We start from the raw sequence: 13,525 nt of genomic DNA, 5'->3' as shown, positions 1-13,525 counted from the left end.
GGCGGACCTCGCTGTCAGTGTTGGGAAGAGGCGGCGCCCTGGGGTTCTGGGGGCGGGCGCCGCCTATTGGCGCGTCAGTTGGCGGCTGCGCCGACTTCGCGGTCCCAGCGCTCGAGCAGTTCCTTGCGCTTGGCCGGATCGCCATAGGTCTTGAAGTCGTAGTCGATCAGCTTGATGTCCTCGAAGCGCGGCGCCTCCTTGGGGATTTCCGCATTCTTGTTGGAGGGAAGCTGGAAGGACTTGGCGTCCTTCATGCGCGACTGCACCTCCGCCGTCAGAGCCCAGTCGTACCAGGTCTTGGCGTTTTCGAGGTTGCGCGCACCCTTGATGATCGACATGGAACCGATCTCGTAACCGGTGCCTTCGCAGGGCGTGCCGGACTTGACGGGGAAGCCTTCGACGGCCTGCGCCACCGCATCGTGGACGAAGACGATGCCGAGCGCCGTCTCGCCGCGCGCCGCCGCCTTGACCGGCGCGGAGCCGGACTTGGTGTATTGCGAGACGCTGCCGTTGAGCTGCTTCAGATAGTCGAAGGCCTTCTCCTCGCCCATGATCTGCACGAGGGAGGCGAGCGCGGTGTAGGCGGTGCCCGAGGAATTCGGGTTGGCGATCTGGATCTCGCCCTTCAATTCCGGCGCCAGAAGGTCGGCCCAGCACTTCGGCTCCTTATAGCCCTTCGCCTTGAAGATGTCGGTGTTGTAACCCCAGCCGAGCGCGCCGGCATAGACGCCGACCGTGCGGTAGCCGGAGCTTTCGGCCTGCTTCTTGGCCCAGTCGTTGAGCTGGTCGAGCATCGGCGACTTGTATTCCAACGTCAGGCCCTCGGAAGCCGCCTGGAGGTGCGGATCGCCGGTGCCGGCCCACCAGATGTCGGTCTTCGGATTGCGGGCCTCGGCGCGCACCTTGGCGTAGGTCTCGCCCGAGGACAGGCGCACCATGTTGACCTTGATGTCGTTGTGGGCCTTCTCGAAATCGCCCTTCATCTGTTCGCAGATGACGACGTCGGCCGAGCAGATGAGATTGAGTTCGCCCGCCGCCTGGGCCGGCACCGCGGCCAGAGCCGTGCCGGCGAACAGCAGCATGGAAAGGGTCTTCGTTTTCATCGGTATCCTCCGTTTGTAATCGGTTTGCCTGTGAACGGGACGCAAAAAGGCTTTCGGCTCGCCCCTCGGCGGCGCGTTCGTCAGTTCGGGTTTCGGGAGTGCCTGCGGGATTGGGTCAGTTCGTCGGGGCGATCTCCGCGTCGAACCGCTGCAGCAGCCGACTTCGCTCCTGCGGCGAGCCGAAAGTGGCGAAATCGTAGTCGACCATCTTGATCATCGAGATGTCGGGCGCGGCCGCCGGCAGCACCGAGCGGGCGTTGGACGGCACCTGGTTCTGGCCGGCGGCCGCACCAGTGCTCTGTCCCTCCGGGCTGAGGACGAAGTCGACGAAGCGCCGGGCCTCGGCCGGATGCCGCGCGCCCTTGACGATGCTGACGGCGCCGATCTCGTAGCCCGTGCCCTCGCAGGGGGCGACGATGACCAGCGGATAGCCGGCCTGCTTCTGGGTGACGGCGTCATGCATGAAGGAGATGCCGATCACCGTTTCGCCGCGCGCCGCTGCCTTCACCGGGTCCGCGCCGGCGCTGGTGTAGCGGGCGATATTGCGGTTCAGCTGCGCCAGGAAGCGGAACGCCTCGTCCTCGCCGAAGAGCTGCACCAGCGTCGCCAGCGTCGTGAAGGCGGTTCCCGAGGAGTTCGGATTGCCGCTCTCGATGCGGCCGCGATAGGCGGCGTCGGCCAGGTCCTTCCAGCAGGCCGGGGCCGGCAGCTTCAACTTACGCAGCAGGTCGGCGTTGTAGGCGAAGCCAAGCGCCCCGGCATAGATGCCGGCCGAGCGCCCGCCGGACAGGGCGAAGAAATTCTGCGCCCAGGGCAGCATGTCGCTTTCATGCGCGGGATGATACGGCTCCAGCAGGTTTTCCGATCCCGCCTGCAAATGCGTGTCGCCGGTGCCGCCCCACCAGACGTCGGCGGTCGGCGCCGCCTTCTCGGCACGGATCTGGTTGAGGATGTCGCCGGTGCTCCTGCGCGTCATGGAGATCTCGAGGCCGGACTTCGCCTCGTAGACGCGCTGCATGGCAGAACACCACGCCTCGTCCACCGCGCACAGCACGGTCAGCGCCGGCGCCGCCATGGATGCCGCCGTGCCGCACAGCCAAAGGGCCACGCCCGCGCCGAGAGCGGTGATGCCTCTCACTTGATCCTCCCGTTCGGGACGTCGCCGTCCCTTCCTCCGCGTTCAGGATGGCACATTCGTGCCCCGCCGCAATCGAAGAATCGTTACCTTTCTTACAGCAGAGCGGCGGCGCGGCGGCGGAAAATGACAAACATGACAAATTTGACAAGACCGTATAATGCGAGCCGCTTTGAACATTGCCGCCGCCCTGCCTATGATGCCGGCGGGAGGAAGGCCAGTGCTGAACGATCGGATTCGCATCCTGATCGTCGAAGACGATCCGGAGATGGCGGAGCTTGTTTCCGACCTCGTGGAGGCGGAAGGCTGGACGCCGCTCGCCGCCTCGTCTGCCGAAGCGGCCGAGACCGTGCTGGCGCGCGAAACCGTGCATCTCGTGCTCGTCGACCACAACCTGCCGGGTACATCGGGGCGCACCTTCGCGCAGCGCCTGCGCGCCCGCACCAACATCGGCATCGTCATGGTGACGGCGGCGGGAAGCGCCGCCGACCGGGTGCTGGGGCTGGAAACGGCGGCCGACGACTATGTCGTCAAGCCCTTCGAGCCGATCGAGCTGACGGCGCGCATCAAGGCGGTGCTGCGCCGAACGATCCCCTCCCTGAAGCCCGATCGGGAAAGCGAGCGGGGCTCCGAGCCCGCCGCGCTCAGGCTCGGCGATTGGTCGGTGGACCTGACCAGGCGCAACGCGCTGTGCCTGGCCGATCCGGCGAAATCGCTGACCAGTGCCGAATTCAGTCTGCTGGAAATCCTTGCCGAAACGCCGAACGTGCCGGTCAGCCGCGCCCATATCCTCGAACGCCTGGGCACCGAAAGCGACCGCTACATCGATCGCAACGTGGACGTGCTGGTGCTGAGACTCCGGCGCAAGATCGAGCGCAATCCCGACCTGCCGCGCCACATCAGGACGCGACGCGGCAAGGGCTATGTTCTCGAGACGGATGACGGCGAGCCCGCTTCGTGATCAGCCGCTCCTTCCTCTCCTCGATCGCCTTCCGCCTGCCCTTCGCGATCGTCTTCATCTGCGTGCTCGTCTTCAGCCTGGCGACCATTGCCGTCTTCGGCCTGCAACGGGCGCGGCAGGAGATGGCGGCCTATGGCCTGCAGGCTTTTTCCAGTCTTGCCAAGGCGTCGCTGGTGTCGCGGCAAGTCTCCGACCTCGTTTCCAGCGCTCCCTTCCTGATGAACGCGACGTCGCCCTACCGCGTCTCCAGCGAAAGCCGTTCGGTGGTCGCCCAGGTCGATGCGTTGCTGCGCGCCATGCAGCCGGAGAGCGGCGAAACGGCGGCAAGGGGCTTCGCCAGCACCCACATCGTCGAGCTTCTGGAAACCATCCGCACCCAGACGACGACGCTTGCCAGCGACGCCGATTCCGCCCAGCAGCACAAGGCCGAAGCGGCGGGGGCGCTGGGCGAGATCGCCGCCGGGCGCGGCGTTGCCGACGGGGATTTCCGCCGCCGGCTGAATGCCGTGGTGCAAGCGGCCGCCAGTTCCGACAGTCTCTTCCAGCTTGGCGAACTGCGCCGCCGCTACGTCGCCGAGACAGCGCCGCGCCTCGAACGCGCCGCACCTGACGCAAGGGTCTCCAGGCTCGAGCTTGCGCCGTATGAGCGCGTCTTCGAGGCGCAGACGCAATACCTGCTCGAGATGTTTTCCATCCGCGCGGCGGTGGCACGGCTGCATCTGGTCTCGCGCGACCTTTCGCACGCCACCGAAACACAGAGCGAGGCCGTTGCCCGCGGCCTCAACGACGACCTTGTGGCCACCTCCGACGCCCTGAGCCACCTGCTCGCCGTCGTCACCGTCGCCTCGCTGCTGGTTCTGGCCATGGCTGTCCTGTCGATCCGCTCGGTCATGCGCGTATCGCGCGGCATCGTTTCCCTTTCCGGTGGCATGAACGCGCTGGCCGAAGGGCGCAAGGACGTGGAAACGCCGGATTATAACGGCACCGAAACGGAACTGGTCCGGCTTCTGGAAGCCTTCCGCGCCTTCCGCGAGAGCGTCGGGCGCATTTCGCGGCTGCGGCGCACCGCCGAGGCGGCGGCCCGGACGATCCGCTCCACCTTCCGCAACATGAACGAGGGCATCGCCCTGTTCGATCCTGCCGGCCGGCCGATCACCATGAACCGGCGCGTGATCGAACTCGTCGGCTGGTCCGGATCTGCGCGCAAGCTGCCTTTGCGGGCCTTCGTCGCGCCCATACCCGACATCGATCCCGCTCTGCTGCCAAGCGGCGGCGAAGCCGGCCTGCTCGACGGCCGCTTCGTTACGCGCCATCGGCGGGCCGCGCGGGTGACGGAGGTTTCGCTGTCGCGCCAGACGGACGGCGGCATCGTGCTCCTGGCGCGCGACGTGACCGAGATGGACCGGCGGGAAGCGGAAGCGGCCAGGGCCTATCGTCTCGACGGCATCATGCGCATGACACACCAGGTCAGCCACGAGGTCGGCAACATGATCGGCATCATCACCGGCAGTCTCGGCCTGCTGGAGCGCGAGGAAGGCGGCTTCAGTCCGCGCCAGAAGCGGCACCTTGCGCGCATCCGCAAGGCCGCCGACCGGGGCCGCTCGCTGGCCGCGAGCATGCTTTCGGTCGGCAGCCAACAGCCGATCCATCCCAACGTGCTGGAACTCGGCGCCCTGCTGCGCGGCATGGCCGACGTGCTGGAGATCGCCATCGGCGAGAACTGCCGGCTTGCCTTCGACATCCCCGACCAACTGCCGACGGTGCTGCTCGATGCGGCTCTGTTCGAGCAATCCATTCTCAATCTATGCCTCAACGCCTCGGCCGCCATGCCGGAAGGCGGCCGGATCCGCATAAGCTGCGCGGAAAGGGAAGCAAGCGTCGTCGTCTCGGTGACGGACGAAGGCATTGGCATGTCGCCCGAGGCCGTGGACAAGGCGTTCGAACCTTATTTCACCACACGCGAGGGAAAAGGCGGCGCCGGCCTCGGCCTTGCCATGGTGTACGGCTTCGTGCGGCAAAGCGGCGGCGAAGCCAATATCGTCTCCTGCCCCGGCAAAGGCACGAAGGTGGAAATGACGCTCCCGATAGCAGGCTGAGACGGGTCCATTTGTCAACGGCCGAGCAACCGACCCAGTTTTCACCGCCGCTTTCAGGCGGCGGACGGCAGGCAGGCGGGGCCGATGGGCTCGAAGCTCTTATAGGTGAGGATGAACTCACGGTGGCCAAGATGCTCCGACTTCGTCAGCTTGCCGCGCGCGACATCCTTGATCAAATCGACGATCTCGGAGCCGACGTCTTCCAGCGTGGCACGGTCTTCCAGGATGCGTCCGGCATCCACGTCCATGTCGCCGGCCAGCTTGCGGAAGGTATCGGGATTGGCGCAGACCTTGACGACCGGCGAAATGGCCGATCCGGACACCGAACCGCGACCCGTCACGAACAGCGTCATGTGGCAGCCGGAAGCGATCATCTCCACGATCTCGGCATTGTCGGAAATGTTCGGAAAGCCGAAGCGAACCTCGCCATCGGGAACGACATCCATCAGGAACAGACCTCCGGCGGGCGGAATATCGCCAGGTTTGATGATGCCTGAGATTTTTGAAGAGCCGGATTTGGCGTAGGCCCCCATCGACTTCTCCTCGATGGTGGAGAGCCCGCCATCGGCATTGCCCGGCGCGAAGCTGCCGTAGCCGAGCGTCGCATAGTAGCGCGCGGCCTTGTCGACCGCGGCGCGCAACTCGTCGCCGAGTTCCGGCGTCAAGGCCCGCGCGGCCATGATCTCCTCGCAACCGATCAACTCTCCCGTCTCCTCGAAGATGCAGGTGGCGCCTGCATCCACCAGACGGTCGAAGGCGCGACCCACGGCTGGATTCCCGGTCAGGCCGCTGGTGCCGTCCGAGCCGCCGCATACGGTGCCAATCATCAGTTCGTCGAGGCGCATCGGAACCGTCTCGGCGCCGGCCAGCGCGTCGAGCTGCTCGCTCACCCAGTGGGTGCCATCCTCGATCGTCGACAGCGTCCCGCCATTGTTCTGGATTGTCAGTGTCTGCACCGGGCGGCCGCTTTCGGCGACGATCCGGGACAGCGAGAACTTGTTGAAGCTTTCGCAGCCGAGGGAAAGCAACAGCACGGCGCCCACATTGGGATGCGTGCACAGGCGCTCCATCATCTTCTGCGCGTATTCATTGGGGAAGCAACCGGGAAAGCCGATGAGATGGACATCGCGGCCCCTGAAATTGGCGATGATCTCGCGGCCGACATGATGCGCGCATTCGACCAGATAGGCGACGACCACCACGTTGCGGATACCCTTGCGGCCATCGGACCGCAGATACCCGCGCAGTTCGGCCTCGTTGCTCATTTCGCCTTCTCCTCGTCCGATGCCTCGATGACATGGGTCTTGGTATAATCGCTCTGCATGTTGTGGACATGCACATGCTCGCCGGTGTCGATGCGGCTCGTGGCCGAGCCGATCGGCACGCCGTATTTCATGATCTTCTCGCCCGGCGCGATGGCGCGGCGGGCGATCTTGTGGCCGAGCAGGACGGATTTGCCGATGCGCACGAGCCGCCCGGCAACGACGATCTCCTCCCCGTCGCCGATCGGCCGCTTCGCCACCAGCACGTTGTCGCTGTCGGCCAGCAGCAACAGCCGCTCGTCATAGCGATCGGGCGGCATGCCGGGCGAGACTGCGTCGGAGGCCGGCATCACATTACGCCGAAAGTGGAAAACGCCTCGCATGCGCTCATGCCCTCGCGGATGGCGACCGCCACCTTGTTTTCCGTGCGCACCTTGTCGAGCGCGCGCTGGATCGCTTCGGCCTCGGCCGCCTTCGGGATGATGAGTACGCCTTCACGGTCGGCGAAGACCAGGTCGCCCGGGACGATCGTCACGTCGCCGATCCGGATCGGGCAGCGATAATCGATCACCTTGCCGCGGGGACCCTGGTCCTGCGCATAGATGCCGCGCGAGAAGACATTGAAGCCGAGATTCTCGATTTCCCAGCTGTCGCGCAGGTAGCCGTCCACGATGGCTCCGGCGGCCTTGAGGTGCTGGGCGCGCGTCGACATCAGGCCGCCCCAAAGCGCGTAGCGCAGCGACGCGCCGGTGGCGATGTAGACCTCATCCTCGCGCAAGTCGTCGAGCGCCTCCATCATCAAGCCGAACGGCTTGTTGGCCAGAGGCCCGACCGACGATGGCGATCCCTCGGAGAAGACGTCCGCCTCCAGCACGGTCATTGCGCGACCGACGATCTTCATGTCGGAGCGCAGCGGCGCGATGCCGGCCGGCAGGAACTGGTGCTGATAGCCCATCACGTCGAGAACGTCGCCGACGACGGCGGTGAACAGCTCGTCCTTGAGGACCTGGAAGACGGTCTTGTCGGATTTCTGGAATTGCTCGGACATAGGCGGTTTCCTCTAACGGGACAGAAGAGTGGAAAGGATCGGCACGTAGGTGACCAGCAGCAGGAAGGCGAACAGGCCCGCATACATGCTGAAGGCCTGGCGCGTGAAATCGCTCACCTTCACCTTGGCGATGTTGCAGACCATCAGCATGACCGTGCCGACCGGCGGCGTCAGCGTGCCGATCGACAGGTTGACGATGATCACGATGCCGAAATGGATGGGGTCGATACCGAGCGCCTTCACGGTCGGCAGGAGGAGCGGCACCAGCACGATCATCAGTGCGGTGCCTTCGATCAGCATCCCCAGAAACAGCAGCACGATGTTCAGCAGGAGAAGGAAAACATAAGGATTGGACGTCAGCGACGAGATCAGCTGGGCCAGCGACTGGCCGGCCTGCTCCATGGAGAACACCCAGGCGAGGGCCGAGGACGCCATGATGACGAGCAGCACCGAGGCCGTCGACTTGGTGGTCTCGATAAGGGCGTCGACGACATGGCTGACACGCATTTCGCGGTAGATGACGAAGCCGATGATCAGAACCAGCGTCACCGCGACGGCACCCGCCTCGGTAGGCGTGAAGATGTTGGCCCTGATGCCACCGAGGATCGCCAGGATGAGGACGACGGCGGGCCAGGCGGAGGCCAGCGTATCGACGAGTTCCTTGCTCGTCAGACGATGCGTGCGACTCGCCTTGTAGCCGCGCCGCACGGAGGTCGTATAGGCGGCGAACATCAAGATGGCGGCGCCGACGATGCCGGGGATGATGCCGGCCATGAACATCTTGCCGATCGAGACGTCGGCAATCAGGCCGTAGATGATGAGGGCGATGCCGGGCGGGATAATGGGCGTGATCAGCGACCCGGCGGCCGTCACGGCACAGGAAAAGGCCCTGTCGTAGCCGCGCTTTTCCATTTCCGGAACCATCATGCGCGTGAGCATGGCGCTGTCGGCGAGATTGGACGCGCTGACGCCGCCCATGAGGGTGGACACCAGGATATTGGTGAGCGCCATGCCGCCGCGCAGGCGCCCGACGAACAGGTCGGCCACCTTGATCATGCGCTCCGCGATCCCCGTATGCGACATGACCGTGCCAAGCATGATGAAGAAGGGGATCGCCAGCAGGGAACTGTTCTGGGCCGGCCCGATGAAGCGCTGGACGGCAATCTGGATCGGAATCTGGTTGATGAAGATGAAGTAGGCGAAAACCGCCATGAGGATGCCCACGTAGAGGCGCAGATTCAGCGCGAAGAGGGCAAGCATGATGAGGATGACGATGGACAGGTTCATTGCGCGTGCCCCGAAAACGCTGCACGCGCACTGCGAATGGCGTGCTGGGCCATATAGATGGCGATGACGACGAAACCGACCGGCACGGCGATGTCGATCCAGAAGTAGGAGATTCTCAGAATGCCGGTCACCTTGAAGTGGACATTCATCGCCAAAAGCAGGCCGACATAAGAGACATAGAGAAGGAAGGCTGCCGACAGCAGCGACATCGCCAGATTGATGGCGGCTGCGACCTTGGCGGAGCACATCTCCAGCAGCAGCGGGATATGCAGGTGCTGGTCGTCCTGTTCGGCGGCGATGGCGCCCAGCATGATGATCCAGATCATGAGCAGGCCGGAGATTTCTTCCGTGGACTGCAGCGGCCGGCCGAGGAAATACCGCATCACCACCGCGACGTTGAACACGACGAGGAGGATCAGCAGCGGTATGGCTGCGAGCCGATGCGCGAGGCGCGCTATGGATTCCATGACGATGCTCCTGGTATCTCTGCGGCCATCCCTGCAAACGCAGGGCGCCGGCTCGCGACGATCGGGGACGGCCGCATCCGGCCGCCCCTTTCGCCTGGGAGCGGTTTCAGTTCAGCTCGGCCTTGATCTGGTCGTAGAGACCCGGCGTCCATTCCGGAAATTCGGTGTAGACCTTCTCGGTCAGGGCCTTGAAGGGCGCTGTATCGACATCGATGACTTCGACGCCCGCCTCCTTCATTTTCCCGATCATCTGGTTGTCGAGATCGGTGGTCAGCTTCTGGCTGTAGAGCCCTGCGTCGTAAGCCGTATCTTCGATCAGCTTGAGCTGGTCGGCGGGGATCTTGCTGAAGAAAGCCTCGCCGCCGACGAACATGGCCGTGTTCGTCAGATAGCCGATCTTGCTCAGATATTTGGCTTCCTCGTGGAACTTCTGGCCATAGAGAACGGCGATCGGATTCTCGACGCCGTCAATGACGCCCTGCGTGAGCGCCGGGAACGTCTCGCCCAGCGGCATCGGCGTCGGAGTGGCACCCATCGCCTCGAAGATCTTGATCTGCATGTTGTTGTTCGGCACGCGGATCTTCATGCCCTTCAGGTCGTCCGGGGTGCGGACCGGCTTCTTGGTGATCAACTGCCGGACGCCGTAGAGGTAGTTGCGCATCACGATGTGGATGCCCTTCTCCTTCAGTTCGTCCGACTTCTTCTTGAACCATTCGCCGTCATAGATCTTGAACAGCTTCGATGGATCGTCGGCGAGATACGGCCCGAACAGCACGCCAAGGTCCGGATCATAGTCGGCCAGGAAGCCGACATCGGTGATGGTGATGACGTTGAGGCCCATCATGGCCTGCTCGGTGACGTCCTTCTTGGAGCCGAGCTGGGAACTCGGGAAAAGCTCCAGCGTGATCTCGCCGTTGCTCTTCTTCTCCAATTCGTCCTTCCAGTAGTGCATGACCTGATCGACAGGTTCGCCCGGATTGTTCTCATAGGCGACCTTGATGGATAGCGGGTCGGCGAAACCGGCGGCGCTGCCGGCAAGCAGCAGTCCCGCCGCAAGCAGGCATCTGTTGAAAATGTTCATTTGCGGGTCCTCCCTGTGTTGGACGGTTGTGGTTGGTTTCAGAAGCCGACCAGGGCTCCGCCGTCGACGACGAGCGTCTGGCCGGTGACGTAGCCGGCGGCCGGCGAGGCAAGGAACACCGCGGCCCAGCCGATATCCTCAGGCTGTCCCACGCGTCCCATCTGGATGCGGCCGAGGATCTTGTTCAGCCGGGTAGCGTCGTTCGAGGTGGCGGCGCGGAACAGCGCGGTGTCGATCCAGCCCGGCGCGATGCCGTTCACGCGCACGCCGCGGTTCGCATATTCCGCGGAAAGGCCGCGCACGGCGCCAAGCAGCGCCGATTTCGCGGTCGTGTAACCCATGACAAGGGGCTGGCCGATGAAGGATGTCATCGAGGCGAGGAAGATCACCGATCCGCCGCCGCGCGCCGCCTGGCCCGGAATGATGCAGCGGGTCAGCTCGAGCGCTCCGCGCACATGGACGTCGAACACCCTGTCGAAGTCTTCCGCCGTCTGTTCCTCGAACGGCTTCTTGACGGTGTTGCCGGCGTTGTTGACCAGAATATCGACCGCCCCCCGGCTCGCCTCGATATCGGCCGCGGCATCCTTCAGCGACGCCAAGTCGCTAAGGTCCATCGTTCTGGAGGCAACGTCGCCGCCGATCTCGGCTTTCGCAGCCTCCAGCACGTCGGCGCGGCGGCCGGCGACGGTGACGCGCGCTCCGGCGGCTGCAAGCGCCTTGGCGATGGCAAGTCCCAATCCGCCGCCGCCGCCGGTGACCAGCGCGTGTTTTCCGGAGAGGCCGAACGCCTTTTCGAGTGGGGTCGGTTCAGTCATGTGTCAGATACGCTCGACAAGGATCTTGAGGACATCGCGATCGCCGTCCCAATAGGGCAGCGCCGCTTCGGCTTGGTCGAAGGGAAAGACTTTCGAAATGAGGTCGTCGGCCGCCGCGCCGATCGTCTCCAGATGCGCAATCACGGCATGGAAATCGTCGAGCGTGGCATTGCGCGAGCCCAGGATGTCGAGTTCCTTCAGGTTGAAGAACTGGGTCTGGTACGTGACCGGCGCCTTGGAGTAGCCGACATAGACGACGCGGCCCGAAAAGCCGGCCAGATCGACCGCCTGGGTGAAGGTCGCGGGCAGGCCGACCGCCTCGAAGGCAACGTCGACGCCGTCGTCATGCGTCAGCCGGTTGATTTCGGCGACAACTTCATCCCCGCCCGCCGGCAACGCGTGGGTAGCGCCGAACTTGACGGCCAGGCGGCGCTTTTCCTCGCTCGGATCGATGGCGATCACGCGCGCTCCGCGTGCAACGGCACCGATCAGCACGCCCATGCCGATCATGCCGCAGCCGATCACGGCCACCGTATCGTCTGCCGTGACACGTCCGCGGCCGACCGCATGGAAACCGACCGAAAGCGGCTCCACCAATGCCAGGTGGCGTGGCGCCAGGGTTTCGTTGAGGATCAGCTTTTCGGCCGGAAGGTTGACCTCCTCGGCCAGACCGCCGTCCTGCTGGACACCCAGTGTCTTGTTGTAGCGGCAGGAGTTGACCCTGCCCTTGCGACATGACGTACACCGGCCGCAACTGGTATACGGCATGACGATGACGCGCCTTCCGACGGCATAGGCCGCGTCGACGCCCGGCCCAGCCGATACGATCTCCCCGCCGATCTCGTGGCCCGGAATGCGCGGCAAACCGACAAGCGGGTTCAATCCCCTGAAGGTGTTCAGGTCGCTGCCGCAAAGGCCGACATGATGCACGGATATCCGTACCTCGCCCTCTGCCGGTGCGTCGAGCGGCACTTCGTGGAAGCGGGCGACCTTTTCCTTTTCGATCCGCAATGCCCTGATCATGATGCCATGTCCCGCGTTTCGGCCGCCGTCGCGCTGCGGGTCAGAACCGCCCGCACGGCCTGCTCGCTGTATTCGTAGTGATTGGAAAGGGCGCGAAGCGCGTCCGGAAGATTCCGCGAACGAAGGGCCGCGACGATGGCGCGGTGGTCTTCTATCGTGCGCTCGCTGTTCTCGCGGCTGTTCTTGCCGATCTCCATGTAGAAGATGAGCGTGTGGGTCAGCACCGTGTACAGCGTCATCGCCACGCGGTTGTCGGCAACGCGGACGATCTCGTTGTGGAAGGCATAGTCGGCCTCGGCCGCTTCCCGTGCCGTGAGCGCCCGCTCCATGCGCGAAACATGTTTCTCCAGCAGGGCCAGGTCATCTTCCGTCGCGTTCTCCAGCGCTTGCGGAAGCAGGCCGAGATCGATGATGCGACGAAAATCGAGAAGATCCTGACAGGTCTTCGGACTGCGGTCGAAATACTGGTCCATGACATGGAAGACGGCGCCGATATTGGGTGCACAGACGCGCGGGCCTCGCTGCGTCTTCTCGATGATGCCGAACGCTTCCAGGTGGATAAGAGCTTCGCGGACCGTATTGCGGCTCACATCCAGCCGCTCGGCGATATCCCGCTCGTTCTGGAGCAGGTCGCCGGGCTTGTAGTTTTCCGGAATTTCGCTCCGCAACGTCGAGACGACGCTTTGGACCGCGCTCGTTCTGGCCAAGTCAACCTCCCATTGGTCCAACAATAGGACCAATGGGAGGTTTCTAACACAGCACCGCCTTCGTAAGCAACCGGGAATCGAAACATGTCGTACCGCCGCCGATCAGACCGCACGGCCGGCAGGCCACGCTCGGATTTGGAGCCGAGTTTGTCGCTGCGGCCGACCCAGTCGAGGATCGTGCCAAGCTCGCCCTGAATGGTGATTGTGCAGCGACCCTGCTTTTCGCCGGGAGTGACCATCAGGAAGTCGATGATCCAACGGATGGCGTCGGTGGCTTGGAGCGCATCGTCAGGATGCGAAGGCACTTCGGTCAGCCGTTCGATCCTGCGGCGATAGGCCTCCGCTGTATTCGGATGAATGTTGGGCGTGGCTGGAGGCATGTCCTGCAGACGTGCGGTGAGACCGTCCTGCCTGGTTTCCAACTCGGTCAATCTGGCGGACAAGGACCGGTGCCAGCCTGCCTGTTCGATGACGCGCGCGATCTCGGCGATGGCGGCGAGCATCATGGATAGGGAGGGAAGGAAATCGCCCCCACGCGAT

At 64.2% G+C, this 13,525-nt stretch carries 14 protein-coding genes; 2 read left to right on the top strand and 12 right to left on the bottom strand.

Going from position 1 to position 13,525, the window contains the following annotated elements; all coding sequences use genetic code 11:
* Positions 1–74: 74 nt before the first annotated feature.
* Both FGU64_RS19285 and FGU64_RS19280 read right to left on the bottom strand, forming a co-directional pair.
* Positions 75–1,103 (bottom strand): ABC transporter substrate-binding protein, encoded by a 1,029-nt coding sequence (locus tag FGU64_RS19285; RefSeq protein ID WP_139954625.1) that lies wholly within the window; start codon positions 1,101–1,103, stop codon positions 75–77.
* Positions 1,104–1,218: 115 nt separating this feature from the next.
* Entirely contained in the window at positions 1,219–2,241 is a 1,023-nt protein-coding gene (locus FGU64_RS19280; protein ID WP_139954624.1) for an ABC transporter substrate-binding protein, read from the bottom strand.
* Between the two features lie 217 nt (positions 2,242–2,458).
* On the opposite strand from FGU64_RS19280, the gene FGU64_RS19275 reads away from it, so the two are divergent.
* Positions 2,459–3,199: a response regulator transcription factor gene (locus FGU64_RS19275; protein WP_136360043.1), complete on the top strand. Its 741-nt coding sequence runs from the start codon at positions 2,459–2,461 to the stop codon at positions 3,197–3,199.
* Positions 3,196–5,295 (top strand): ATP-binding protein, encoded by a 2,100-nt coding sequence (locus tag FGU64_RS19270; protein WP_139954623.1) that lies wholly within the window; start codon positions 3,196–3,198, stop codon positions 5,293–5,295. Before FGU64_RS19275 ends, FGU64_RS19270 begins: the two co-directional genes overlap by 4 nt.
* Before the next feature lie 53 nt (positions 5,296–5,348).
* Here the strand turns inward: FGU64_RS19270 and FGU64_RS19265 are convergent, their stop codons facing one another.
* The 10 genes from FGU64_RS19265 to FGU64_RS23575 all read right to left on the bottom strand — a co-directional run bounded on the left by FGU64_RS19265 (position 5,349) and on the right by FGU64_RS23575 (position 13,491).
* Positions 5,349–6,560, bottom strand: coding sequence for a UxaA family hydrolase (locus FGU64_RS19265; protein ID WP_139954622.1), 1,212 nt, complete (start codon positions 6,558–6,560; stop codon positions 5,349–5,351).
* On the bottom strand, positions 6,557–6,907 hold the full coding sequence (locus tag FGU64_RS19260) for a UxaA family hydrolase (RefSeq protein WP_246671152.1): 351 nt from the start codon (positions 6,905–6,907) through the stop codon (positions 6,557–6,559). Before FGU64_RS19260 ends, FGU64_RS19265 begins: the two co-directional genes overlap by 4 nt.
* On the bottom strand, positions 6,907–7,605 hold the full coding sequence (locus FGU64_RS19255) for an RraA family protein (RefSeq protein WP_136360040.1): 699 nt from the start codon (positions 7,603–7,605) through the stop codon (positions 6,907–6,909). Before FGU64_RS19255 ends, FGU64_RS19260 begins: the two co-directional genes overlap by 1 nt.
* Before the next feature lie 12 nt (positions 7,606–7,617).
* Positions 7,618–8,892 (bottom strand): TRAP transporter large permease, encoded by a 1,275-nt coding sequence (locus FGU64_RS19250; protein WP_139954621.1) that lies wholly within the window; start codon positions 8,890–8,892, stop codon positions 7,618–7,620.
* Positions 8,889–9,359 (bottom strand): TRAP transporter small permease, encoded by a 471-nt coding sequence (locus tag FGU64_RS19245; RefSeq protein WP_136360038.1) that lies wholly within the window; start codon positions 9,357–9,359, stop codon positions 8,889–8,891. Before FGU64_RS19245 ends, FGU64_RS19250 begins: the two co-directional genes overlap by 4 nt.
* Before the next feature lie 106 nt (positions 9,360–9,465).
* Positions 9,466–10,440 carry a C4-dicarboxylate TRAP transporter substrate-binding protein gene (locus tag FGU64_RS19240; RefSeq protein WP_136360037.1) on the bottom strand — a complete coding sequence of 325 codons (975 nt, stop codon included), beginning with the start codon at positions 10,438–10,440 and terminating at the stop codon, positions 9,466–9,468.
* Between the two features lie 38 nt (positions 10,441–10,478).
* Positions 10,479–11,255, bottom strand: a complete 777-nt coding sequence (locus tag FGU64_RS19235) for an SDR family oxidoreductase (protein ID WP_139954620.1) — start codon at positions 11,253–11,255, stop codon at positions 10,479–10,481.
* A gap of 3 nt (positions 11,256–11,258) precedes the next feature.
* The gene (locus tag FGU64_RS19230) at positions 11,259–12,278 is read right to left on the bottom strand and encodes a zinc-binding alcohol dehydrogenase family protein (RefSeq protein ID WP_139954619.1); all 1,020 of its coding nucleotides are present in this window, start codon (positions 12,276–12,278) and stop codon (positions 11,259–11,261) included.
* On the bottom strand, positions 12,275–12,946 hold the full coding sequence (locus tag FGU64_RS19225) for an FCD domain-containing protein (RefSeq protein WP_246671375.1): 672 nt from the start codon (positions 12,944–12,946) through the stop codon (positions 12,275–12,277). Before FGU64_RS19225 ends, FGU64_RS19230 begins: the two co-directional genes overlap by 4 nt.
* Positions 12,865–13,491, bottom strand: a complete 627-nt coding sequence (locus FGU64_RS23575) for a hypothetical protein (RefSeq protein WP_246671151.1) — start codon at positions 13,489–13,491, stop codon at positions 12,865–12,867. The genes FGU64_RS19225 and FGU64_RS23575 overlap by 82 nt, the downstream gene beginning before the upstream one ends.
* Positions 13,492–13,525 lie beyond the last annotated feature (34 nt).

Source organism: Mesorhizobium sp. 8, from assembly GCF_006351905.1.
GTDB classification, from domain to species: domain Bacteria; phylum Pseudomonadota; class Alphaproteobacteria; order Rhizobiales; family Rhizobiaceae; genus Mesorhizobium; species Mesorhizobium composti.
This window is presented reverse-complemented; position numbering and strand designations above follow the sequence as displayed.